A 22,293-nucleotide genomic window follows, 5' to 3' on the forward strand; every position below is an offset into this window, starting at 1 on the left:
CTAGTGATCCCGCTCGACGGCATAGTGGGCAATGGTCGCAAGGAGCCGGCCATTATCTCCTAAAAACCGCAGACTGGCGAGGCCATTCTCGTAGAGGTCGCGTGCGCGGCGGCGCGCCTCCTTGACACCCAGCACTGATGCAAAGGTCGCCTTGCCGGCCGCGGCATCGGCGCCTATGGTCTTGCCGACCACGAGCGCCACCCCCTCGACATCGAGCAGGTCGTCTGCAATCTGGAAGGCGAGTCCCAGGGCCCGGCCGTAGTCATCCAGGGCGGATGGAATCTCGGGGGTCGCGGCCAGCGCCCCAAGCCGCACGGCGGCATGCATCAAGGCGCCGGTCTTACGGCCATGCCGCTCTTCGAGGACCTCGATGGTTGCGACCGGCCCGGCCTTGAGATCGAGCGCTTGTCCGCCGGCCATGCCCAGCGACCCGGAGGCGCGCGCGAGCTCTTCCACCATGCGCATCCGGGCGTGCGGTGACAAGGTCTCTGCGGCCGCCAGGACCGCGAACGCCTGTGTCTGCAGGGCGTCTCCGGCGAGCAGCGCGGTGGCCTCGCCGAAGGCCTTGTGACAGCTTGGCCGCCCACGACGCATGTCATCGTCGTCCATGCATGGGAGATCGTCGTGGACGAGGGAGTAGGCGTGGATCAGTTCGACGGCGGCGGCGGGCGGGTCGAGTGCCTCGGGCGTCGCCCCGAGGGCCTCGCCGGTGGCGTACACAAGGCAGGCACGCAGTCTCTTGCCGCCCCCGAGGGTGGCGTAGCGCATGGCCTCGTGGAGGTCCATTGGCACCGTCTCCATGGACGGCAGCGTGCGCGCCAGCACGTCCTCCACGCGGGCACGGTAGCCCTTCAGTTGGTCTTCGGACACCACGTCAGCTGTCCTGGTCGCCCGCCTTGAAGGGCTCCACGCGGTCGCTTCCGTTTTCCGACACGAGACGTTCCACGCGCTGTTCGGCGTTTTTCAGGCCGGCCTCGCATAGCCGCGAGAGTTCCATTCCCCGCTGAAAGGTGGACAGGGCCTCCTCCAGCGATTGTTGACCGTTTTCCATTTGCTGCACGATTTGCTCAAGCTCGGCCAACGTGGCCTCGAAGTTGGGAAGCGGTGTGTTTTCCGTCACAGGTCATCCTCATCTGTGGTTTGTCACCCTACTGCAACGACCCGGAACCGTCAATTGCGTGACGTGGCCAAGTCGGACTCGACCAGGATTGATCGTTCGTTATAATGCCCCTATGACGAACGAACGCACCCCAGGCAAGTGGCAAGTACGGCGCCTGTTGCGCGCACTCCCGTGGACCACCGTCGTGTGGATCGTTCTGGCGGTCGGATTGCTGTTTGGCATCGACTTCGCAGCGCACTATTACAAGCTGCCGCCCGAGGAAGTGAGCATCCTGCGCATCCTGGTGGTGGCGCTCGCCGGCCTGCGGGTCATCCATAATATCGAAGGGGCGCTGGCTCGACATCGGTCGCATCGCCTGGAGCAGATGGCGCGCAACAGGCAAGCCTATCAGCTGGCCTGGCAGGATTCGGTCACCGGTATCTACCTCATTCGCCTGCTCCTCTATGCGGGGCTTGCGTTAATCGTCATCGTCGTCGTCGGCGGGACGTTCAGCGGGGTCCTGGTCGGGGGTACGATGCTTTCGGTCGTGCTCGGCGTTGCCGGCCAATCGTTTTTCGGGAACTTCTTCGGCGGTCTTGCGGTGGCGCTCTTCAAGCCCTTCGATGTCGGCGACCACGTGCAGATCGTCGCCTGGCAATTCCCGATGATGCCCGAGACCTACCCGCACCAGCTGCGCGCGCAGGGTTACCGCGGGGTGGTACGCGACATCAATCTCTTCTATTCCGAGTTGCGCCTGGACGATGGGCAGCTATTTCGCGTGCCCAACGGCGTGGTCATCACCGGTGGCCTGATACGGTCCCTGCCGAATGACTGGGCACGTATCGTGTTCCGCTTCGATGTGGCGGTACCCGCCCATGTCGGCGATACGATGGGCAAGCTCGAGGAGGCGGCGCGGCGTCAGTTCCGGCCACGGCCCGAGGAGCCGGTGCCGCCGCCCGATTCCCCGGAGGCCGATGGGAAACACGGGGCGGCGCCCCCGTTCGGCTGGGACCCGCCCGTCGTTTTGATTGCCGATATCTCGCTTACCGCGGTGAGCTTCGAGGTGCGCGCCTCCGTTCCGCAGCGCCTGCGCGACCACGCCAAGGCGGATTTTTTCGCGGATATCCTGCCCATCGTGTATCCTGCGAAACCGACCTGATGGCAGGCCCGCCCGTGGCCTGGTATTCGAATCGGCAAGCGAAACCCGGAAACCTCCAAGGAGCATCGTCATCATGAATCTGGATCGAGTGGGCCCTGGCGACAAGGCCCCGGCGGCTATCAATGTCATCATCGAGATCCCGGCGCACGGGCCGCCGGTGAAGTATGAGATGGATAAGGATACGGGCGCCATGTTCGTGGACCGGTTCATGAATACCGCCATGTATTACCCATGCAACTATGGCTATGTACCGCACACCCTCTCCGAGGACGGCGATCCTGTCGACGTCCTGGTGTTGACCCCCGTACCGCTCATCAGCGGCTCGGTGATCAACTGCCGGCCTGTGGCCATGCTCCGGATGACCGACGAGAAGGGGCCCGATATGAAGATCCTCGCGGTCCCCACCGACAAGCTCTGCGTGTCCTATCGCCATTACCACGCACTGGCCGATATACCGGCCTATCTGCTCGATCAGGTCAGCCATTTCTTCGCCCACTACAAGGACCTCGAGGCCGGCAAGTGGGTGCAGATCGAGGGTTGGGTGGATGGGGACTCGGTGCACGCCGAGATCACAAGCGGTATCGAGCGCTATCAGGCCTCGCGCCACAAGCCGCGTTTCTAGCCTGGCTGCCCCGCGTGCCTCAAGGATTCTACGGCCGGCCCTCATGGCCTGATGTAGGGTCTCACTCCTCGCCGCGTTTATGAAATGGCGGTCCCCGCGTTCGGCCGAAAGGCTATAGGGCCCGCACGCACTGACCGGACCCGGCTTGGACGACGCACGCCTGGGCCCACGGGAGGACTGTGGGCCCATGGGTCGTGCCGCCGGCTAGGCGATCCTCGGCCGACGCGACATCGGTCACGAGGGATCGGAATCCCGGGTCATCTTGCTTCGGAATATGCACGACGTCCCAGATTCCCGCGGGGGAAGCCACTTTGCTCCGCAGGTTTCCAAGTCCTGGACGAGGATGCTGGGTTTGCCACGCCAGCCGATACCAAGAACAATCTCCCAACGAATCTGATCCGATTCCGAAAACGGGAATCGAATTGGCCTACCTACCCGGCAGTTCCATGCCGCGACTCATGATCTCGATATAGCCCGCATAGCTGAACAGGCGGTTTCGTTTTTGGGCGGTCCGTTTCTTGACAATGCCCAGTCGCTCCAGATGGCCGAGTGCCTTGTTGACCGTGGCCGGGGTGATGCCGGTCTTCTCCACCAAGGAGCCCGAGGTTGCGATCGGGTGCTCCATCAGCGCCCGATGGGCCTGCAGGGTAGATGCCGCGGCCCGACCGATGCCGCTGATCTTGTCGCGATCCTGGTTTGACAGGTCGAGAAGTTGCTGCACCGTTTCCACCGCCTGGGTGGCGGCGACGATCACCGCTTCGGCGAAGAAATCGAGCCAGGCCTCTTCACCCGGTCCCCGGGCTTTACGGGGATCAGTGAGGGGGCGACCACCGCGCAGGCATGGCCCAGATGGGTCAGCTGCCGATGGAGGCCATAGCCGCACGGACCGGCCTTGGTGCAGAACGACAGGACCTCCCCCTGGGGGGCTTAAGCTTCTTCACGAGTTTCACCACCGCCTCCGGGGTGTTGGCGATCTCCCCGTAATAGCGGGGCTTGCTCTGGCCGGCCTCGGCGATGGCGACCGCGATGGTGTCTTTGTGTGTGTGTGTGTATCCAGCCCCACGCACTTGCTAAACTTTGTCATGACCTGCCCCCTCAATGGTGGCTCTGAGTTGATGGGGGTTTACCCGACCGTAAGCTTAATCCACGTCGCTTGAGGTCGGGCAGGTCAATACATCCATCTACTCATGCTGTTGCGACGCATGGGGCGTGGCGACATCGTTGCGCATGGGTTTCGTAGCACCTTTCGTGACTGGGCCGCTGAAACCACGAACTTTCAAGGCGAGGTGGTCGAGATGGCCTTGGCGCACGCGATCGGAAACGCCGTGGAAGCCGCCTATAGACGGGGTGACCTCATAGAGAGGAGACGCGAGCTCATGGGAGCCTGGGCCAAGTACTGTGGAGGAATAAACACCGTTGTGACAATCATGAGGGCAAAGGAGGCGCAGCAATGAAGGCACACAGTCTGCAATTTATCACCGATGAAACGGGCCAGCGCGTGGCAGTGGTATTACCTTTAGGCGACTATGAGAGGCTGTTGGCAATCCTGCGCCATGAGGCCCGCCGTCAAAAGGCGCTGCAAAACGACCCACAAGAACGCGAGGACGCGGCGTTTATCGAGCGTATGGCGGCATGGGACTGAGGCGCGGGGATATCGTTACCGTGGCGGCCCCTGGCGATTTTGGGAAGCCTCGCCCGGCGCTCGTCGTGCAAGCCGATGCTTTTTCCGGGCATCCTACGGTTACGGTCTGCCTTCTCACGAGCGCATTGCGCGGTGCGCCTTTGTTCCGCCTGGACATCGCGCCCGCGTCGGAAAATGGCCTGCGCGTTCCCTCACAGATCCAAATCGACAAGCTTTTAACCATAATACCACGACAAGGTGGGGCCGCCCATTGGGCATCTGGACGACCGCAGCCTGCAGCGCGTGGACAACGCCTTGGCACGGTGGCTGGGGCTGTGGAGTGAACGCGGACCGTGTCGCGAGCTATCAGGACTGGCGAGACGATCTGCTGAGGGGCGTGGGGCCCGTTACCGGCCTGCCATATGTTCTCGCGGACCTTCTCGTAGACGCTTGGATCAACCGTATCCAAGATCGGCGTCTCCTGCGCCTTCTGTGCCAATGGTTGAAGGCCGGCGTGCGGGATGAACACGGACATCGAGTGCTGGGCACGATCGGTACCCCGCAAGGGGCGGTCGTCTCGCCCCTCATGGCCAATGTTTACCTGCATTACGTCTTTGACCTTTGGGTGCAGCAATGGCGCAAGCGCCACGCCCGGGGAATCATCGTGGTGGTACGGTATGCCGATGACGTCGTCGTGGGGTTCCAAAACCCAGACGATGCCGCACGCTTCCGCCGCGAGATCGCCGAACGCCTTCAAGCGTTCGGTCTCGCACTCCATCCCGACAAGACCCGGCTGATACGCTTTGGCCGGTTCGCCCAGGAGCAGAAGAGGAAGGGGCCTCGGCAAACCCGAGACCTTTAACTTCCTGGGCTTTACGCACATTATCTGCGGGGTAAGCCGTCAAGGACGTTTCCTGATTCACCGCAAAACGCGCAGAGATCGCCTACAGGCAAAACTCAAGGCGATAAGCCAAGAGTTGAAAAAGCGCCTCCACCACCCGGTTCGTGCCACGGGCCGCTGGCTTCGGAGCGTCGTCCAAGGCCACCTGAATGACTATGGTGTCCCTCTGAACGGCGCGGCCCTAAGCCTCTCCGCACCGAGGTACGGTCACGGTGGTACCGGGCGCTCTGTCGGCGTAGTCAACGCAAGCGGCTAAATTGGGAACGTTTCGGCAAGGTTGCCGACCATTGGATACCCAAGGCTGCTATCGTGCATCCTTATCCTCACCAACGCTTTGACGCCAAATACTCAAGGTAGGAGCCGGATGCGTAATGTGGCGCCTGTCCGGATCTGTGCGGGGGGTGCCGGGTAATCGGCATTCCTACCGCGACCACAAGTTTGGGCTGGTTTCCCCATCATTGCCAGCGAGGCCATCAGCCAACTGCGACGCAAACGAGGTATCCACGCCCACCCGTGGATGCACTTCCCGCGGTTGATGACCTCGGTCCATCGTGCGTTTACAACGAGACGGATGTGTCATAGTATGTACATGTACATCCATCGGAGGCCGAGCATGGCTATCACCAAGATCTTCAAGAACGGCAATTCGCAGGCCGTACGCATCCCGGCGGAGCTGGCTTACAGCTCGACCGACCTGGATCTGGTCATCGAGCGGCACGGCGACGAGTTGCGCATCTATCCCGCGCAACGGCGCCTGGGGGACGTGCTGGGCAAGCTGGCCCGGTTCTCATCAGACTTCACGGTGCCGGGGCGCGGGGAGCAGGAACAAGCCGAGCGCGAGGGGCTATGAGCCCGAAGTACATGCTCGACACCAACATCTGCATCTACCTGATGAAGCGTCAGCCGGCTCAAGTTGCGCAGCGCTTCGCACAGTGTTTCGTCGGCGATATCGTGATCTCGGCGATCACGCTGGCCGAACTAGAGTACGGCGCGGCGTGTTCCGGGGTGGCGCGCGAGCAAAATCGTGAGGCACTAACAGCGTTCGTCGAGGACGTCCCCGTTGCGCCCTTCGACATTCGATCGGCCCAAAGCTATGGGCCGATCCGTCTGGCCACGCGCGAGCGAAACCGCGACGCTCTGGACAAGCTGATCGCAGCGCACGCCGTTGCGCTGGGCACGGTCCTGGTCACCAACAACACCGCAGACTTCCAGGCCTATCCGGGCCTGGTGGTGGAGAACTGGGCCAACAACCACTGATCGAGGCGTGGCTCGGTGCATCAAGGCGGGCGTTCGCTGCCGCGCCGTGCATCAGAAGTCCGCCCACGGATCGTCGAGCTTGGCGGGCGGCGCCTTGGGTACTTGCACCCGCGCGCGAGAAACTGGTGTGAACCCGAGTTCCGCCTCGCGCTCCTTGAGCGAGCGTGACAACTCCATCTGCAACTCGAACAGAATCGAGCGTGCGGGCATGCCGTGGCGATCCTTGGTCAGCAGGCCGCCGACACCGCGCTTGGCGATCTCGCGCACGACGTCGCGGTACTGCGCCAGCAGTTCGCAGTAGCGCTCCCGCAGCGCAGCGTTGTTGGCGTGCAGAACCCCCGCAGGGGTGTTGCCGACGAGATAACGCCACAGATCGGCGGCAGCCTCGCGCATTTCCAGCGGCGGATCCGACAGCGTTGCGGCCGCCTGTGGCTCGGCGCCGTTGGTGCGCGCCTTGCGCAGCGTGCCTTTGACCGCCTTGACGGCGGTCGGCAAGGGCTTGCGCCCGGCCCCCGTGCGTGCCCCGCCGCTGCGCCCCGGTTTACCGGCCACGGCGAAGGTCCATTTGAAAAGAGGAATCCATCTGAATTTGGCTGCGCAAAAATTTGCCCTGGCACGCGAATCGTCGGGTACTGTTGCGGAAGTTTTACCCCCCCTTACCCCGGCGGGCGGAGGGCATTGCCGAAGCCGCCGTCCTCGCGCGCGGTCTTGCGGTTGTGGCACGCCGCGCGCAGCGGCTGCAGGTTGCCCGTAACGTTGTGGCCGGGAAGGAGATCGCCATCCGGGAAGGGATTGACAACAGCTACGTCAGCCGGATGGCCAACCTGACCACGCTGGCGCCGGACATCGTGGCCGCTATCCTGAACAACGCGATGCCCAACCACGTTACGCTGTTTGACTTGGCGGTGGACCCACCGGCGCTGCGGGACGAGCCGCGAAGCCGGCTCGTGTAGACCGGCGCCCCAGTAAACATTTGGAGATTCTTTCGCCTTCTGTGACGCCTTGCGATCCGTTGCGACCGCTCGACCTTCCAGCGACTCAATGGCCGGTGTCCGGGTAGAACGGTCGCAAGATGCCGGACGTGGCGGCGGCCGCGATGAAGTGTGGATGTTCAACGGATTCATTCGGCCCCGGTCAGCGCGCGTTAGAGACCGAGTTTTCGCTCGCTCATCCACTTCACGATCTGAGGGTCGCGGTGCGAGAAGAAGCTGCTCGTCCCGGTCTCCAGTGTAGCAATGGACTCCATGTCCGCGTCGGTCAGCTCGAAGTCGAATACTGCGAGATTTTCGAGCATTCGCTCCTTGCGCACGGACTTGGCGAGGGCGACAACACCGCGCTGGACCAGCCAGCGCAGGACGACTTGACCCACTGACTTGTCGTGGCCCCGAGCAATCTTAACCAGGAGTTCGTTCTGGAATAGGTTGTTCCGTCCCTCTGCGAACGGTGCCCAGGCTTCGGGCTGCACGCCCAGGCCGCGCATGAAGTTGACGCTGTCGTCCTGCTGATGGAAGGGATTGACTTCGATCTGGTTGACCGCTGGCCTGATCTCGTTGAACGCGGCGAGGTCCATCAAACGGTCCGGCTGGAAGTTGCTCACACCGATCGCCCGAAGCTTGCCAGCGCGGTGGGCTTCTTCCATCGCGCGCCAGGCACCGTAGACATCCGAGAACGGCTGGTGGATGAGGAAAAGATCCAGGTAGTCGAGAGCCAGGCGTTTGAGCGAGGCGTCGATGGCCGCGCGAGCACGCTCATAGCCGGCGTCCTCGACCCAGAGTTTGCTGGTGACGAAGAGCTGGTCGCGAGGGACGCCGGAACACTTGAGACCGCGACCGACGGCGACTTCGTTCTTGTACGATGCTGCTGTATCGATCAGCCGGTAGCCGGCCTGCACTGCGTCGACGACGCAGCGCTCGCATTCGGCCTCGTCTGCGATCTGGAAAACGCCGTAGCCGAGGATCGGCATCTTCATTCCATTGCTCAGGGTGACGTCTTGCATGATGGGGTCCTTGATGTGTTGTGGGGGGATCGTTCGGGCGTGCTCAAGATGCCCTGTGTTGAAAGTTCAGGCACGATGCGCGGCTAGAGTGTTACGATGCGTCAGCGATCGACCCGCTGCTGCAGATGTGCCGGGTAACGGTCGCCGGCGATGGTGATCGTTCCCAGTGCAGCGCCGATCGCCGACAGATCCTGCGTGCTCAGTTCGACGCTCGCCGCGCCGACGTTTTCCGCCAGCCGATGCAGCTTGGTGGTTCCCGGTATCGGCGCGATCCAGGGTTTCTGCGCGAGCAGCCAGGCGATGGCGACCTGCGCCCGGGTCACGCCTTGGGCATCTGCGAGCCGGCCCAGCACCTCGATCAGCCCCGCGTTGGCGTTGCGGTTGTCCTCGCTGAAGCGTGGCACGACATTGCGAAAGTCGTTCTTGGCGAAGGTCGTGCGCTCATCGATCGCACCGGTCAGGAAGCCCTTGCCCAGCGGGCTGAAGGGCACGAAGCCGATGCCCAATTCCTCGAGGACCGGCAGCACGCTCCTTTCGGGCTCACGCCACCACAGCGAATATTCGCTTTGCAGCGCGGCCACCGGCTGCACCGCATGGGCGCGGCGAATCGTAGCGACGCCGGCCTCCGACAGCCCGAAGTGCTTGACCTTGCCTTCGTGGATCAGGTCGCGCACGGTCCCGGCCACGTCCTCGATCGGCACGTTCGGGTCGACCCGATGCTGGTAGAACAGATCGATTCGATCCGTCTTCAGACGCTTCAGCGACGCATCGGCCACCGCCCGGATGTATTCCGGGCGGCTGTCGAGCCCTTTGGCGACTTCGCCATCGGTGAAGCCGAACTTGGTGGCGATCACGACCTGGTCGCGGAATGGTGCCACGGCTTCGCCGACCAGTTCCTCGTTGGAAAAAGGTCCGTAGGCCTCGGCCGTGTCGAAAAAGGTGACTCCACGCTCAAACGCTGCGCGGATCAGCGCGACGCCTTGCGCCTGCTCGACGGCAGGTCCATAGGCATAGCTCAAGCCCATGCAGCCCAATCCGATCGCCGAGACTTCAAGGCCACTGAGGCCCAATTTGCGCGTTTGCATCATTGCTCTCCTGTTCGATAAGCCCTTGGTGCGAGCCCGGACGGGCCAAGGGCATGAGGTGATGCCCGGCTTACGCCGAGGCTTTGCCGCAGTTCCATCCCCGGCGTCAGCGCCAGCTTCACGATCAGATCGGAAAGGCTGTCGAGTGATACGTCATGGCCCTGGAATGGCTCGCCTTTGCGGGTGATCCGATAGCCGACCGATCGGTCTTGTGTGAACCAACCTGGCCGCAGGATGGTGTAGTCCAGATCCGACGCCTCGATCACCGCAGCGCTATCGCGGTACGGGTCTAGCACGCTGCGGTAGCGTTCTCCGGGCACTTCACCGTAGATACCCATCGAGCTGATGAAGATCAGGCGCTTCAACCCCGTCGCATGCATCGCGTCGACGATGGCGCCGGCCTGTTGCGCCATCGCACCCGCGAGATTGGCGTAGACCACATCCTGGCCCCGCATCGCCTTGTGAAGGACCAGGGGATCCAGGACGTCCCCCTCGATGATCGTGACACGCTCGGAGTCCGGGTTATGTAGACGATAGGCCTGACGCAAGTAGAGCGTCAGGCGCACATCGTCGTGCTCGAGGAACGAGCGCGTCGTGTTACGCGCGAGCTGGCCGTTCGCGCCAAGGACCAGAACTCTTGTCATGATGAATTCCGAGCTGCCTCAGAGGGCCTGTGGCGCCGCGGAGTATTGCGCCTCGTCCACGCTTTCCATCCAGTCTGCCGACTTGCCGTCGTGCTGCTCCTGGACGGCGATATGAGTCATCGCCGTGGTTGGCGCCGCTCCATGCCAATGCTTCTCGCCAGGGGCAATGCGGACCACATCGCCGGGCCGGATCTCCTCGATCGACCCGCCCCAGCGCTGTACCCGGCCGCACCCCGCGGTGACGATCAGGGTCTGGCCCAGCGGGTGGCTGTGCCAGGCGGTGCGCGCCCCAGGCTCGAAGGTGACGCTGGCGCCACTGGCGCGTGCCGGGTCCTGGGTATCGAACAGCATGTCGACACGCACGTGCCCCGTGAACCATTCGGCAGGGCCCTGGGCGGATGCGCGGGAGCCGTTACGTTGGATTTCCATGATTACTCTCCTCTGTGTGGACGGTGCGAAGCGCCTCACGCGGCGTCTTTCAGCGACGCCATATCGATCACGAAGCGGTACTTGACGTCGCTGCGCAACATGCGCTCAAAGGCTTGCTCGATATCCTGGATTCGAATGCGCTCGACGTCCGCGGCAATGCCGTGTCGTGCGCAGAAGTCCAACATCTCCTGGGTTTCAGCGATGCCGCCGATCAACGATCCGGCCACCGCCTTGCGGTTCATCACCAGTGGCGCGGTGTTCAGCATCGGGTCCAGGGGACCGAGGTAGCCCACCAGCACGAGGGTTCCGTCGGTCGCCAGCGTCGGCACGTAGGGATTGACGTCATGCACATAGGGCACGGTGTCGACGATCAGATCGAAGCGCCCCGCGTTGGCCCCCATCGCGGAGGGATCTGCCGACAGCACGATGCGGTCGGCGCCGAGCCGGCGCGCATCGGCCTCCTTGCCGGCTGAGCGCGTGAACAGGGTGACCTCGGCGCCAAGCGCCTTGGCCAGTTTCAGCGCCATGTGGCCGAGGCCCCCAAGGCCGACGACGGCGACCCGGCTGCCCGGGCCGACCTTACAGTGGCGTAGCGGCGACCAGGTGGTGATCCCGGCGCACAGCAATGGTGCGGCGCCCGCCAGATCCAAGCCGTCGGGCACGCGCAGCACGAAATCCTGCGAAACCACTATTCGCTCCGAATAGCCCCCGTAGGTGGTCGAGCCATCCTGGGGATCGGTGCCGTTGTACGTATAGGTCGCCTGGTTTTCGCAGTACTGCTCAAGCCCCCGGGCGCACGATGCGCAGCGGCCACAGGAGTCAACCATGCAACCCACGCCGACCGCGTCGCCTGCCTTGAATCGCGTCACAGAGGGTCCTACCTCGACGACGCGCCCGATGATCTCGTGCCCCGGCACCATGGGGTAATTGGCGTTGCCCCAATCGTTGCGCGCGTTATGCAGATCGGAATGGCAGACCCCGCAATACAGGATCTCGACCGCGACGTCGTCATCGCGCAGGCTGCGGCGATCAAAGCGAAAGAGGCCCAGCGGCTGCTGGGCGGAAAAGGCGGCGTAACCGCGTACGTTGCTGAACATGTCGAAGCCCCCGATTGGCGTTGACGACAATCTAGGCTTCCCGTACTTCGTCGAGTAGATGGCATAATCGGCATGAGCCTATGAATGGAGCTCATCAATGCCCTCCGAGGATTTCAACGATCTCCTGGCCTTTGTCGCCGTCGCGCGCGAACGCAGCTTCACGGGAGCGGCGAGACGGATCGGGGTTTCGCAATCGGCACTGAGCCACCGGATGCGCGCGCTGGAAGCCCGCCTGGGCCTACGCTTGCTCACGCGCACAACACGCAGCGTGTCTCCGACGGAGGCGGGCGAGCGCCTGCTGCAGACCTTGGTCCCGCGCTTCGAGGACATCGAGGCTGAGCTGGCGGCTTTGCGTGAATTGCGTGACAAACCCGCCGGCATCGTTCGCATCACGACTGCGGAGCACGCTGCCAACACTGTGCTGTGGCCCAAGCTCAGCCAGGTGCTGCCAAGCTATCCGGAACTGCAGGTCGAGATCAACGTCGACTATGGATTCACCGACATCGTCGCCCAGCGATTCGACGCGGGAGTGCGTCTGGGAGAGAGCCTGGAAAAAGACATGATCGCCGTGCGCATCGGCCCGGATCTTCGCATGGCGGTGGTCGCCACGCCGGATTACTTCGCCAAGCGCGCTGCGCCGCGCACCCCGCAGGATCTGGCCGCGCACAACTGCATCAATCTGCGTCTGTCACGCGGCGGGGTGCTTGTCTGGGAATTCGAGCGCGACGGGCAACGCATCAACGCCCACGTGCAGGGGCAGTGGATGTTCAATGGCAGCACGCCAATCCTGCGCGCGGCACTCGCGGGCGTGGGCCTTGGCTATGTCCCGGAAGACGTCGCCGCGGAGCACATCGCTGCGGGACGCTTGCGCCGCGTGCTCGACGATTGGTGCCCCGTCTACGACGGTTATCACCTCTACTACGCGAGCCGGCGGCAGTCTTCGCGAGCGCTGGGCGTGGTCGTGGATGCGCTGCGGTATCGGCCTTGATACGCTCAGCAGGTTTGTGTGTTCAGCAGTCACGCGAATGACGGCATCGGAGAGCGGGTGAGGGGCCGCTTCTGGCCAGCAGCAGCTCAACCGGTGCTGTTTCCTCCGCCTACCTATGCTGAAAATCAACCGTTTGATTCGTCCGTGCGTAACACGTTGATCTTTATGAGATTTTCTCGTAGCGTTCGCGGACTTCGGGTCCTTCGCGGAGAGCGAGGCCGGAGAGAAGAATGGCCCGGAGAGAGAGAAAACGACCGGATTTCGGGTGCGGTGCGAAACGTCGAAGTCCGCAGGAACCCTCTGGAGCACGCGCAGACGCGCGGGAGCGCAAAAAAAAAGACCAACCGGATGAAGGGTTGGTCTTGGGTGTTGGTGGAGACGGCGGGAATCGAACCCGCGTCCGCAAATCCTCGGCCAGTCAGTTCTACATGCGTAGTCTGTCTACGGTTTCGCCCATCGCCCTCCGACAGACAGGACGGCTATGGGTTGAGCCTGCTTGGATTTAATGGCGCGGTAACAGGCGCACCGCGACACGATCCTGCGTATATGACCGTTTCATCCAAGCCCACAGGAAGAACCCGGGAAACGGTTAGCGGGGATTAAGCCGCTAAGGCGTAGTTGTCGTCGTTGGCAACTATGGTTTTTGCAGTTGGATTTACGAGGAACCCTGCACCTCGGCATGCCCTGAAGGCGTCGCAATCCACGTCGAAACCGATCGTCCCCCAAGAACACGTTATTATCGTATTCCGGCGATCCGATTGCAAGGAGGAGGAGGAAGGGGGTTGAGGCGGCCATCATCTCTGGCGGGCGATGGGGCCCAAAACACGGCCACGGTGCAAGAATTGCGGTGTCCGAACACATCCGTGGCGGACGTCCAGCGTCTGCGCGCGGTTGAATGCCCATGGCGAGCATCATATCGAGAGCAACCGGCATCGAGGGGTGGCTTGGCAGCCCCAGGCCGGGGCTTGCCGCGATAGTGGGGCGGCCGCTGGCGGCTTGCGCATCGGCAGGGCCTATCCTAGTGTTGCTTGATCGCGCGTTCCTGCTCGCGGTTGGACTCCCGCTCCTTCAGGGCGGCGCGCTTATCGTGCTGTTTCTTGCCTTTGGCGAGCGCGATCTCGATCTTGGCGCGGCCGAATTTCCAGTAAAGGGAGAGCGGTACGAGCGTGTAGCCGCGGCGCTCGACGGCCCCCACGAGACGGCTGATCTCGAGCTTATGCAACAGAAGCTTGCGTGTCCTCGTGGGGTCGGCCTTGATATGGGTCGAGGTTGTCTTCAATGGCGAGAAGTGGGCCCCGAACAGGAAGATCTCGCCGTTCTGGACGATGACATAGCTTTCCTTCAGCTGCGCACGCCCATCACGAAGACTCTTGGCCTCCCAACCCTGCAACACGAGCCCGGCCTCGAATCGCTGTTCGATGAAATAATCGTGCCAGGCCTTCTTGTTCTGGGCGATGATACGGGGTTCGGTGTCCTTGGGGCGGGCCATGGTCGGGCATGGTGCCCAAGGATGGCTGGCCGCGCAAGGCCTATTCGTCATGGCGCCGATTCGTTTAGAGTGCCGGGTTATGTCCCGCTCGCCCGACAACGCTGCCGCGTCATGGTCGTCCCCTTCACGGTTTTTTCTCGTGGGCCTGGGGGCGCTCGCTGGCATGGATTCCTTTTCCGAGTTCCCCTATCTCTTGACCCATTACGGGGGCGGGAGCTTCGTCGCGGTGTACGCCCTGGCCTTGCTGGCGATTGCCTGGCCGCTGCTCGGGGCCGAGCTTGCCGTGGGGCGCCGCGCCGGTGAAGGGGGGCGCGGTGCCGACGCCATCGTTCGCGCCGTGCCCGGGCGGCCTTGGCGCTGGGCGGTGCGCGCGGCGTCACTCGGCGGGTTTTTGATGTTTTGTTATGTGGCGGTGGTCGCCGGCTGGATGTTGTCTTATCTTCATGCCGCCCTGGCCGGCGATTTTCGGGGGGCGACGGCCGCCTTTGTGGAGACCCGGTTCGCCCATCTGGCTGCGTATCCCGGGCCGCTCCTGGCGTGGGAGGCCCTGTTTCTGCTCCTGGTGTTTCTGGTGAGCGCCGGCGGCTTGCGTGCCATCGAGGATCTGTCCTATCTCCTGGTACCGGGCCTGTTGGCCCTGTTGGTCACGCTCGTGGTATTTGCCGCCACCCTGGGGAGCTTTTTCGTAAGCGTCCCCGCCTTGCTCGCGCCGCGCGCGACGCCATCGGGCATGACATTGGTCCTGGTCGCCCTGTCACAGGCGTTTTTGGGGCCTGGTCTTGGCACGGCCTCGCTGCTCGCCTATGGCGTTTCCCTCAGGAGCTCGGTGTCGGCCGGCCGGATGGCCTTGGCGCTGGTGTTGGCCCAGGTCTTTGCCGCCTGGCTCGGTGGCTTCGCGCTTGCGTCCCTGGCCTTTGCGGCAGGACTGAGTCCGCTCGCCGGCGGCGGATTCCTTTTTGAGACCTTGCCGCTCATGGATGCGCGGCTGCCGCACGGCGCGCTCGTGATCGTGCTTTGTTATCTGGGTCTGATCTCCGCAGCCTGGCTTTCCGGGGTGGCATGGCTCGAGCCTGCCATGCAGCTTTTGATGGCCCGGGGTATGCCGCGGGGGTGGGCGGCCCTGAGGCTCGGGCTCGCGGCGTTCGCAGTCGGCGCGGTTCTTACGCTCTCTTTGAAGTCGTGGGCCTTTTCGTTTACTTTCTTTGGACGACTAAAGACACTCGGCCTGCTCGATGTCGTCATGATCATCGCCGTGAATGTCTTGCTGCCGTGGGGTGCGGGGGGCTTGAGTCTGCTCATGGGCTGGGCGCCGGCCGGGCTTTTCGCGCGACGCGATGCGCTTGATGGCCGGCTTCGCCTCTGGCTCTGGGCCTTGCGCCTGCTCGTACCCGCGGCGATCCTGGTCGTGATCCTTACTGCACCTAGGTTGGTATTGTGACAACGATTAGCAAAAGCGCGCTCGTTCCCTACAGCGCCGAAGAGATGTATGAACTGGTCGCCGATGTCGAGAGCTATCCTCGGTTTCTGCCGTGGTGCGCGGGGGCGCGGGTACTGGAGCGCGACGATTCCGGGCTGGTGGCGGAGATCGACATGGCCTTCGGAGGCATCCGCAAGACGTTCACGACCCGCAACACCCATGCGCCCGGGCAAATGGACATCCGGTTGGTGCGCGGGCCGTTCAGTCGGCTCGAGGGATCATGGCGCTTTACCCAGGTGGGCGATCTGGGCAGCCGGATCAGCCTCAATCTCGAATTCGATTTCGCAAACCGCCTGCTGGCGCTTGCCGTGGGGCCGGTGTTCGGGACGATCGCCAACAGTCTCGTCGAGAGTTTCCAGAAGCGCGCGCGCGAGGTCTATGGCGCGCGTTGAGTGGCCGGTCGAGGTCGTCTACGGGGCCCCGGTACCCGATGTCCGATGGGTGCGTCTCGCCCCGGGAAGCAGCGTCCTCGATGCCATCCGCCGGTCCGGACTCCTCGACGACTATCCGGGGCTCGATATCCGTGCCCGCCGGGTCGGTATCTTCGGGCGATTTGCGGCCTTGAGTGATCCGGTCAAGGCCTTCGATCGCGTCGAGATCTATGCACCGTTACCCGAGGACCCGAAGGAGGGGCGCCGCCGGCGCGCCGCCGTCAAGAGTCGGATGTCCCGTAAATGTGACGCGGGGTCGGGCGCGGCACCCCGACGATGCGCGCAAGCCTCCCCTTCTTGAAGTACAAGGTGAAGTGCTCGGCTATGCGCGGCTTATAGTTGCGTTTCAGGGAGTAGTAATAGTCCCAGCGATTCGGATGGAACGGGTCGTGAATCGCCGGCGCCCCGAGGTCATAAACCACCTCGTTCTTGGTCATCCCAAGGCGCAGCCGGGCGATCATCCGCGCGGTGATGACATTGCCCTGCTGGATTGTCGGGCGATAGAGCAAATGGCAACCGCTTAGTGCCAGCGAAGCCAACACAAGAAAGAGCACATTCGGTTTTTGCATGGGAATCGTTCTAGTTTACACTGGCTTTTCGTGAGTCGAAGGTGACAAAGTTACACTATCGACCTCGTCAAGGCAAAAGCGCGGGATGAACATCATGAGCGACAGCACCGATCTCAAGAAGGCCGGTCTCAAGGCGACGCTACCGCGCCTCAAGATCCTCGGTATCCTGGAGGAGCCGCGGGCCCGACACATGACAGCGGAGGATGTCTATAAGGCGTTGTTGGACATGGGCGAAGAGGTCGGTTTGGCGACCGTCTACCGGGTCTTGACCCAGTTCGAGAGCGCGGGGCTCGTCATTCGTCACAACTTCGAGGGCGGACGCTCAGTCTTTGAGATCAATCAGGGCGGTCATCATGACCACGTCGTATGCGTGGAATGCGGCGAGGTCTTCGAGTTCTACGATCCGGCCATCGAGGAGCGCCAGCGGCGCGTGGCCGAGGCCCTCGGTTTCCACGTTGACAGTCACTCCCTTTATATGTACGGCACCTGCCTTGGCATGAAGCGCGAAGGCAAGTGTTCTAAGAAGGGCACTCCCGGGACCGGCGCGTCCTAGGGCTGACGACCGAGGTTCAAGAGCACTGCGGTCTCGTCGCAGCGGTTGTACTTATAGCATTTCACGCACACGTTCCAGACCTTCTCGGGCAGCGTATCCATGGCCACGGTGACGAAACCGAGCTTGTGGAAGAAGGTCGGGACATAGGTCAGGGCCATGAGTCGGCGCAGGCCCAGTTGCCGGGCCTCGGCGATGATGCGCTGGACCATGAGACGCCCGAGGCCCCGGCGCTCATATTCCTCGGCCACGACCAGGCTCCGGACTTCGCCCAGGTCCTCCGTAAAAATCTCGAGTGCCCCGATCGCCGCCACCCGCTCATCGACCTCGATCACAAAAAAATCGCGCAGGTGGCGATAGATCTCATTCATGGTGCGTGGCAGCAGGTTGCCCTTGGTCGCATAAAGCTCAAGGAAGTGGTGGATGATCGGGACATCGGCGATGCGCGCCGGCCGCACCTTGGGGGCTGCCATCCCCTTATCCACGGAGCATGTCTCGCGCTAAAGCGCGGGTGCGGGCGCTCACGGCGATCCCCCCCAGCATGCGCGCGATCTCCTCGATGCGCCGTGCCTGTGTCAGGACTTCGACCGAGCTTATGGTCCGCCCCCCGGCCTGGCCCTTTTCGACGAGCAGGTGGGTGTCGCCCTGCGCGGCCACCTGCGGGAGGTGGGTGATGCACAGCACCTGGCGGGTCTTTGCGAGCTCGTGGAGTCTCAGGCCCACGATCTCGGCGACGGCGCCGCCGATGCCGACGTCGACCTCATCGAATATCAGCGTCGGGCCCGCGCATACGTCGGCAAGGACCACCTGCAGGGCGAGACTGATGCGCGAGAGTTCGCCGCCCGAGGCGATCTTGGCGAGCGGCTTGAAGGGCGCATCGGAGGCCGGGCTTACCAGGAACTCGACAGCCTCGCAGCCGTTGACTGACAGCTCTTCCGGCGTCAGGGCCGCCTGCAGGCGCGCCGATCCAAGCCCCAGGCGCCCCATCTCTTCTGTGACCGCCCGCGCGAGTGCCGGCGAGGCCGCAGCGCGTTTGGCGCTTAAGGCCCTCGCCAGGCCCGCGGCCTCGTGTTCACGTTCGGCGATCTCCCGGGCGAGTTCTGCAATCGTCCCCCCATCACCCTGCAGCGATTCATGCTCCGCGACGAGCTGCCCCCAAAGTTCCGGCAATTCCTCCGGAGGGACGCGATGTTTGCGCGCCAGATCATGCCAGCGGGCCACCCGGGACTCGAGCGCCGGGAGATCGAGGGGCTCGCTTTCGAGATCGCCGGCGATACGATTCAGGGCGATCGCGGCTTCGCTGATCTCGACCCCGGCGCTTGCCAGCAGGCCCTCGACCTCGGCGAGCCGCGGTTCGTGACGTACGAGTTGCCGAAGGGTGCTCATGGCCTTTTCAAGCGCCGAGGACAGGGCGTCGTCCCCCTCGCTTAAGAGCGCGACCAGGCCGCTGATGCCCGACATGAGTTCCTGGGCATGGGCTAGGCGGCGCTCCGTGGTATTCAGGTCCTGCCATTCACCAGCTTGCGGACGCAGACCGTCGAGTTCGTCGAGCTGGTACCGTACGAGCGACGCCCGCGCGGCGCGCTGTTCGGCCGCCTCCTGCAAGGCGCGATGGCGGGCGCGCGAGGCCGCCATCGCGGTCACCGCGCTGGCCAGCGCCTGGGCCTCGGGCCCGGCGCCGGCATAGGCATCGAGGAGGCCGCGTTGCACGTCCCGGCGCATGAGCGCCTGGTGTTCGTGTTGTCCGTGAAGGTCAAGCAGCCGCTCGCCCAGCTCGCGCAGCAGCTGCAGGGGGACGGGGGTGGCGTTGATGAAGGCGCGCGACCGGTCTGGCGCCACGACCCGGCGTACGATGCACTGATCGGCATCGGCCGTGAGGTCGCGCTCGGCGAGCCATGCGCGCGCCGGGCTTTCCGGCGTGAGATCGAAAGTGGCGATGACCTCGGCGGTCTCGGCCCCGGGCCTTATGACCCCGGCGTCCGCGCGCGAGCCGAGCACGAGCCCCAGGGCATCCACGAGCAGGGACTTGCCGGCGCCCGTTTCGCCGGTCACGACCGACAGCCCAGGCCCGAGCGGTATGCGTAGCTCGTCTATGACCACGAACGATCGGATCAGAAGCTCGGAGAGCATCACACCCTTCGGCCCCAATGCAGTTTTTGGCGCAAGACCTCGTAGTGGTTGCGACCTTCCGGGTGCAGCAGGATAAGGGGGGTCTCGGAGCGGCAGACGCCAAGGCGGTCGCCGTTCCTGAGGCCGAAGTTCGATTGCCCGTCGAAGGTCACGTGGGCGCTCTGATCGCTCACGAGCACGATCTCGATATGGCAGCCGCTATGCACCACGATTGGCCGGTTGCTCAAGGTCTGCGGACAGATCGGCACGAGCACGATGGCCGCCAGCGTCGGATGCAGGATGGGCCCGCCCGCGGACATGGCGTAGGCCGTGGAGCCGGTCGGGGTGGCGATGATCACACCGTCGGCGCGCGAGCCGCTCACGAGCTGGCCGTCGACATAGGTCTCGAACTCGATAAGGCGGGCAAGCTCGCCCTTGTTTACCACCGCGTCGTTCAGCGCCAGGCGCTCCACGAGCGTCTGCCCGTCGCGGACGATGGTCGCGGCCAGCAGAAAGCGTTCCTCGGCCTGATAGTGGCCGTCTAGGATGTGGTTGATCATGCCGATGTTGTCGGTGGATACGTCGGCAAGAAAACCCAGGCGCCCGGCATTGACGCCTATCAGCGGGACGTGATGAGGTGCGAGTGTGCGCGCGACACCAAGCAGCGTGCCATCGCCGCCGAGCACGATGGCAAGATCGATCGTCTCGCCGATGCGGTCCAGCGGGCAGGTGGTCACGCCCGCGAGATCGAGGGCGGCGGCGGTATCCTCCTCGACGGTGATCTCCAGCGCCCGGGCCTCCAGGAGCGCATAGAGGCGTTGCAGCAGTTCGCGTCCGCCCCGGTCACCGTACTTACCGAACAAACCGACGCGTGTCATCACCGCCTTCATCGCCAATCCCTCATGGTCACAACACTAGCATGGGTCCCTTTGGGCGGCCAGAGAGGGGCGCTCTGCAACCACCGTGCATCCGTCTGTTGACACCCAGGACGGCTATTGGTAGCGTGCCCCTGGCACTCGGAAAGTCGGAGTGCTAAGAGGAGGGGTAGCTTATGGTGTCGTTAACGCCTCGTGCCGAACGGCTCCTCAAGGCGCTTATCGAACAGTATATAGCCGAAGGTCAGCCCGTCGGCTCCCGGACATTGGTGAAGCAGGCCGGGCTGGAGTTCAGCCCGGCCACCGTGCGCAACATCATGTCCGACCTCGAGGAGCTCGGACTCATCCGTTCGCCCCATACCTCGGCCGGGCGCGTACCGACCGAGCGCGGTTATCGCTTCTTCGTGAACACCCTGCTTGCGGTCAAGCTGCCGAAGACCCTGGACATGGCCTCGATCGAAGACCGGTTCCTGGCGGATCAGGATCCGCAGCAGCTCATCGAGTCGGTGTCCGGCCTGCTTTCGCAGGTCACCAAGCTTGCCGGGATCGTGCGTGTCCCGCGGCGCGCCGATGTCGGTTTTCTGCAGCTCGATTTCCTGGCGCTGTCGCCGACCCGGGTGCTCGTCATCCTGGTGACGCAGGATGGCCAGGTCCTAAACAGGGTCATACACCCCAAGCGGTCGTATTCGGTCTCGGAACTGCAACAAGCCGCCAATGTCTTCAACGGCGCCTACGCCGGCCTGTCCCTCGATGAGGTCCGGCGCAGCCTGATGGAGGCCTTGCGGCGCGACAGCGAGGACATGCAACAGATTCTGCGCTCGGCGGTGGAGATGGCCCATCAGGTTTTTGCCGGGGAGGCGATGAGCGAGGCGCCGCTTTTTGTGAGCGGTGAGTCCAATCTGTTGGCCTTTCCCGAGCTCAGCAATACCGAGAAGCTGCGCCGTTTGTTCGAGGCGTTCACCGCCAAGCAGGATCTCCTGCACCTGCTCGATCAGAGCATGGTCTCGCAGGGGGTGCAGATCTTCATCGGCGCGGAATCCGGTTACGAGGCCCTGGAGTCGTGCAGCGTCGTGACCGCGCCCTATGAGGTCGATGGCCAGATCGTCGGGACTGTGGGGGTGGTCGGGCCGACGCGCATGTCCTATGACCGCGTGATCTCGGTGGTCGATGTCACCGCGCGCCTGTTAAGCGGGGCCTTGAGTCACGGCCTCCCGGGTTAGAGGCGCGCTTGATTTGCCGCGGGGTGATCCCCACATGCCGCTGGTGAATTCATGACGGAGCAGGTGATGGCGCACAACGACACAATGACGGGCGACACGGAGTCCGGGACGGAGACAAAGACACCGGCGCGCGAGGAGCCGCAAGCGGCGCCCGCGGCCGAAGACCCGGCGACACTGGCAGCCGAGCTCGAGAGGGCGCGCGCCGAGCTTGCCGAGAACCGCGAACGGCTTTTGCGGGTCGCTGCGGAGGCCGAGAACACCAGGCGGCGCGCCGAGCAGGACGCCGCGACCGCGCGCAAGTTCGCCCTGGAGCGCTTCGCGACTGAGCTCTTACCGGTGCGCGACAGCCTCGAGCGCGCGCGCGCCGTGGATCGCGATACCGCCGGCCAGGCCCTGGAGGCGCTCTTTGCCGGCGTGGACCTGACCTTGCAGCTGATGGATTCGGTACTCGAGAAGTTTGCGATCACGGTGATCGACCCCGCCGGGGCGCGATTCAATCCGGACCAGCATCAGGCCATGTCCATGGTCGAGAGCGAGGATGTGCCGGCCAATCACGTCGTGGAGGTCGTGCAAAAAGGGTTTTTATTGAACGACAGGCTTTTGAGGCCGGCCCTGGTGGTGGTCGCCAAGTCCAAGTCCTGACCCTTGAAAAACGCCCTTGGGCCCCCATCTGGG

The 22,293-nt window shown here is 63.7% G+C and carries 28 protein-coding genes, 1 other RNA gene and 3 pseudogenes; 17 read left to right on the forward strand and 15 right to left on the reverse strand.

The window, feature by feature from the left end; all coding sequences use genetic code 11:
• A complete protein-coding gene (locus C4901_RS04325) occupies positions 1-873 on the reverse strand; it encodes a polyprenyl synthetase family protein (RefSeq protein ID WP_205736181.1) in 873 nt (290 codons plus the stop codon).
• A gap of 1 nt (position 874) precedes the next feature.
• Entirely contained in the window at positions 875-1,120 is a 246-nt protein-coding gene (locus C4901_RS04330; RefSeq protein WP_110136293.1) for an exodeoxyribonuclease VII small subunit, read from the reverse strand.
• Positions 1,121-1,232: 112 nt separating this feature from the next.
• On the opposite strand from C4901_RS04330, the gene C4901_RS04335 reads away from it, so the two are divergent.
• Both C4901_RS04335 and ppa read left to right on the forward strand, forming a co-directional pair.
• Positions 1,233-2,258 (forward strand): mechanosensitive ion channel domain-containing protein, encoded by a 1,026-nt coding sequence (locus C4901_RS04335; RefSeq protein WP_110136294.1) that lies wholly within the window; start codon positions 1,233-1,235, stop codon positions 2,256-2,258.
• 73 nt (positions 2,259-2,331) lie between these two features.
• Positions 2,332-2,880 carry an inorganic diphosphatase gene (gene ppa, locus C4901_RS04340; RefSeq protein ID WP_110136295.1) on the forward strand — a complete coding sequence of 183 codons (549 nt, stop codon included), beginning with the start codon at positions 2,332-2,334 and terminating at the stop codon, positions 2,878-2,880.
• A gap of 427 nt (positions 2,881-3,307) precedes the next feature.
• Here the strand turns inward: ppa and C4901_RS04345 are convergent.
• Positions 3,308-3,664 (reverse strand): annotated as a pseudogene (locus tag C4901_RS04345) (winged helix-turn-helix transcriptional regulator); the annotation flags it as partial.
• A 65-nt stretch (positions 3,665-3,729) separates the two neighbouring features.
• On the opposite strand from C4901_RS04345, the gene C4901_RS18830 reads away from it, so the two are divergent.
• The 7 genes and pseudogenes from C4901_RS18830 (at position 3,730) to C4901_RS04385 (ending at position 6,659) form a co-directional block, all read left to right on the forward strand.
• Positions 3,730-3,864, forward strand: coding sequence for a hypothetical protein (locus tag C4901_RS18830; protein WP_255410694.1), 135 nt, complete (start codon positions 3,730-3,732; stop codon positions 3,862-3,864).
• Positions 3,865-4,061: 197 nt separating this feature from the next.
• Positions 4,062-4,334: pseudogene (locus C4901_RS19145) on the forward strand (tyrosine-type recombinase/integrase); the annotation flags it as partial.
• Positions 4,331-4,522 (forward strand): hypothetical protein, encoded by a 192-nt coding sequence (locus tag C4901_RS04365; RefSeq protein ID WP_110136296.1) that lies wholly within the window; start codon positions 4,331-4,333, stop codon positions 4,520-4,522. The pseudogene C4901_RS19145 and the gene C4901_RS04365, both read left to right, overlap by 4 nt.
• On the forward strand, positions 4,513-4,845 hold the full coding sequence (locus C4901_RS18440) for a type II toxin-antitoxin system PemK/MazF family toxin (RefSeq protein ID WP_240611824.1): 333 nt from the start codon (positions 4,513-4,515) through the stop codon (positions 4,843-4,845). The genes C4901_RS04365 and C4901_RS18440 overlap by 10 nt, the downstream gene beginning before the upstream one ends.
• Positions 4,842-5,363: a reverse transcriptase/maturase family protein gene (locus C4901_RS17900; RefSeq protein ID WP_240611825.1), complete on the forward strand. Its 522-nt coding sequence runs from the start codon at positions 4,842-4,844 to the stop codon at positions 5,361-5,363. Before C4901_RS18440 ends, C4901_RS17900 begins: the two co-directional genes overlap by 4 nt.
• A gap of 652 nt (positions 5,364-6,015) precedes the next feature.
• Positions 6,016-6,252 carry an antitoxin gene (locus C4901_RS04380; protein WP_110138518.1) on the forward strand — a complete coding sequence of 79 codons (237 nt, stop codon included), beginning with the start codon at positions 6,016-6,018 and terminating at the stop codon, positions 6,250-6,252.
• Complete coding sequence (locus C4901_RS04385; protein WP_110136297.1) at positions 6,249-6,659, forward strand: type II toxin-antitoxin system VapC family toxin; 411 nt, start codon at positions 6,249-6,251, stop codon at positions 6,657-6,659. Before C4901_RS04380 ends, C4901_RS04385 begins: the two co-directional genes overlap by 4 nt.
• A gap of 51 nt (positions 6,660-6,710) precedes the next feature.
• Here C4901_RS04385 and C4901_RS04390 read toward each other — a convergent pair whose 3' ends face one another.
• Positions 6,711-7,154 (reverse strand): P27 family phage terminase small subunit, encoded by a 444-nt coding sequence (locus C4901_RS04390; protein ID WP_145960614.1) that lies wholly within the window; start codon positions 7,152-7,154, stop codon positions 6,711-6,713.
• A gap of 272 nt (positions 7,155-7,426) precedes the next feature.
• On the opposite strand from C4901_RS04390, the pseudogene C4901_RS19150 reads away from it, so the two are divergent.
• Positions 7,427-7,612 (forward strand): annotated as a pseudogene (locus tag C4901_RS19150) (LacI family transcriptional regulator); the annotation flags it as partial.
• 191 nt (positions 7,613-7,803) lie between these two features.
• On the opposite strand, the gene C4901_RS04405 reads toward C4901_RS19150, so the two are convergent.
• The 5 genes from C4901_RS04405 to C4901_RS04425 form a co-directional block, all read right to left on the reverse strand.
• Positions 7,804-8,655 (reverse strand): aldo/keto reductase, encoded by an 852-nt coding sequence (locus C4901_RS04405; RefSeq protein ID WP_110136299.1) that lies wholly within the window; start codon positions 8,653-8,655, stop codon positions 7,804-7,806.
• A 101-nt stretch (positions 8,656-8,756) separates the two neighbouring features.
• Positions 8,757-9,740 (reverse strand): aldo/keto reductase, encoded by a 984-nt coding sequence (locus C4901_RS04410; RefSeq protein WP_110136300.1) that lies wholly within the window; start codon positions 9,738-9,740, stop codon positions 8,757-8,759.
• On the reverse strand, positions 9,740-10,384 hold the full coding sequence (locus C4901_RS04415; protein ID WP_110136301.1) for an NAD(P)H-binding protein: 645 nt from the start codon (positions 10,382-10,384) through the stop codon (positions 9,740-9,742). Before C4901_RS04415 ends, C4901_RS04410 begins: the two co-directional genes overlap by 1 nt.
• Positions 10,385-10,402: 18 nt before the next feature.
• Positions 10,403-10,813, reverse strand: a complete 411-nt coding sequence (locus C4901_RS04420) for a cupin domain-containing protein (RefSeq protein WP_110136302.1) — start codon at positions 10,811-10,813, stop codon at positions 10,403-10,405.
• A 35-nt stretch (positions 10,814-10,848) separates the two neighbouring features.
• Positions 10,849-11,910, reverse strand: coding sequence for an NAD(P)-dependent alcohol dehydrogenase (locus C4901_RS04425; protein WP_110136303.1), 1,062 nt, complete (start codon positions 11,908-11,910; stop codon positions 10,849-10,851).
• Positions 11,911-12,007: 97 nt separating this feature from the next.
• On the opposite strand from C4901_RS04425, the gene C4901_RS04430 reads away from it, so the two are divergent.
• Positions 12,008-12,898: a LysR family transcriptional regulator gene (locus tag C4901_RS04430; protein WP_110136304.1), complete on the forward strand. Its 891-nt coding sequence runs from the start codon at positions 12,008-12,010 to the stop codon at positions 12,896-12,898.
• 370 nt (positions 12,899-13,268) lie between these two features.
• On the opposite strand, the gene ssrA is transcribed toward C4901_RS04430, so the two are convergent.
• Positions 13,269-13,621: a transfer-messenger RNA gene (ssrA, locus tag C4901_RS04435) on the reverse strand.
• A gap of 295 nt (positions 13,622-13,916) precedes the next feature.
• Positions 13,917-14,387: an SsrA-binding protein SmpB gene (smpB, locus tag C4901_RS04440; RefSeq protein WP_110136305.1), complete on the reverse strand. Its 471-nt coding sequence runs from the start codon at positions 14,385-14,387 to the stop codon at positions 13,917-13,919.
• Positions 14,388-14,466: 79 nt separating this feature from the next.
• Here smpB and C4901_RS04445 point away from each other — a divergent pair, with 79 nt between their 5' ends.
• The 3 genes from C4901_RS04445 to C4901_RS19155 are packed head-to-tail and all read left to right on the forward strand — an operon-like array spanning position 14,467 to position 16,596.
• A complete protein-coding gene (locus tag C4901_RS04445; RefSeq protein ID WP_168185544.1) occupies positions 14,467-15,825 on the forward strand; it encodes a hypothetical protein in 1,359 nt (452 codons plus the stop codon).
• The gene (locus C4901_RS04450) at positions 15,822-16,256 is read left to right on the forward strand and encodes a type II toxin-antitoxin system RatA family toxin (protein ID WP_110136307.1); all 435 of its coding nucleotides are present in this window, start codon (positions 15,822-15,824) and stop codon (positions 16,254-16,256) included. The genes C4901_RS04445 and C4901_RS04450 overlap by 4 nt, the downstream gene beginning before the upstream one ends.
• Positions 16,243-16,596, forward strand: a complete 354-nt coding sequence (locus C4901_RS19155; RefSeq protein ID WP_110136308.1) for an RnfH family protein — start codon at positions 16,243-16,245, stop codon at positions 16,594-16,596. The genes C4901_RS04450 and C4901_RS19155 overlap by 14 nt, the downstream gene beginning before the upstream one ends.
• Here C4901_RS19155 and C4901_RS04460 read toward each other — a convergent pair.
• Entirely contained in the window at positions 16,517-16,864 is a 348-nt protein-coding gene (locus tag C4901_RS04460; protein WP_110136309.1) for an outer membrane protein assembly factor BamE, read from the reverse strand. The two genes, C4901_RS19155 and C4901_RS04460, sit on opposite strands and share 80 nt — an antisense overlap.
• A gap of 94 nt (positions 16,865-16,958) precedes the next feature.
• On the opposite strand from C4901_RS04460, the gene fur reads away from it, so the two are divergent.
• On the forward strand, positions 16,959-17,417 hold the full coding sequence (gene fur / locus C4901_RS04465; RefSeq protein ID WP_110138519.1) for a ferric iron uptake transcriptional regulator: 459 nt from the start codon (positions 16,959-16,961) through the stop codon (positions 17,415-17,417).
• Here fur and C4901_RS04470 read toward each other — a convergent pair.
• Genes C4901_RS04470 through C4901_RS04480 form a run of 3 tightly spaced genes read right to left on the reverse strand, consistent with a single transcriptional unit; the run spans position 17,414 to position 20,413 of the window.
• Positions 17,414-17,887: an N-acetyltransferase gene (locus C4901_RS04470; protein WP_110136310.1), complete on the reverse strand. Its 474-nt coding sequence runs from the start codon at positions 17,885-17,887 to the stop codon at positions 17,414-17,416. The two genes, fur and C4901_RS04470, sit on opposite strands and share 4 nt — an antisense overlap.
• Positions 17,888-17,891: 4 nt before the next feature.
• On the reverse strand, positions 17,892-19,544 hold the full coding sequence (gene recN, locus C4901_RS04475; protein WP_110136311.1) for a DNA repair protein RecN: 1,653 nt from the start codon (positions 19,542-19,544) through the stop codon (positions 17,892-17,894).
• Complete coding sequence (locus C4901_RS04480) at positions 19,544-20,413, reverse strand: NAD(+) kinase (RefSeq protein ID WP_110136312.1); 870 nt, start codon at positions 20,411-20,413, stop codon at positions 19,544-19,546. The genes recN and C4901_RS04480 overlap by 1 nt, the downstream gene beginning before the upstream one ends.
• Positions 20,414-20,574: 161 nt before the next feature.
• Here C4901_RS04480 and hrcA point away from each other — a divergent pair, with 161 nt between their 5' ends.
• Both hrcA and grpE read left to right on the forward strand, forming a co-directional pair.
• Positions 20,575-21,618 carry a heat-inducible transcriptional repressor HrcA gene (gene hrcA / locus C4901_RS04485; protein ID WP_110136313.1) on the forward strand — a complete coding sequence of 348 codons (1,044 nt, stop codon included), beginning with the start codon at positions 20,575-20,577 and terminating at the stop codon, positions 21,616-21,618.
• 51 nt (positions 21,619-21,669) lie between these two features.
• Complete coding sequence (gene grpE / locus C4901_RS04490; RefSeq protein WP_110136314.1) at positions 21,670-22,260, forward strand: nucleotide exchange factor GrpE; 591 nt, start codon at positions 21,670-21,672, stop codon at positions 22,258-22,260.
• Positions 22,261-22,293: the final 33 nt, after the last annotated feature.

Source organism: Acidiferrobacter sp. SPIII_3, from assembly GCF_003184265.1.
Lineage (GTDB): Bacteria > Pseudomonadota > Gammaproteobacteria > Acidiferrobacterales > Acidiferrobacteraceae > Acidiferrobacter.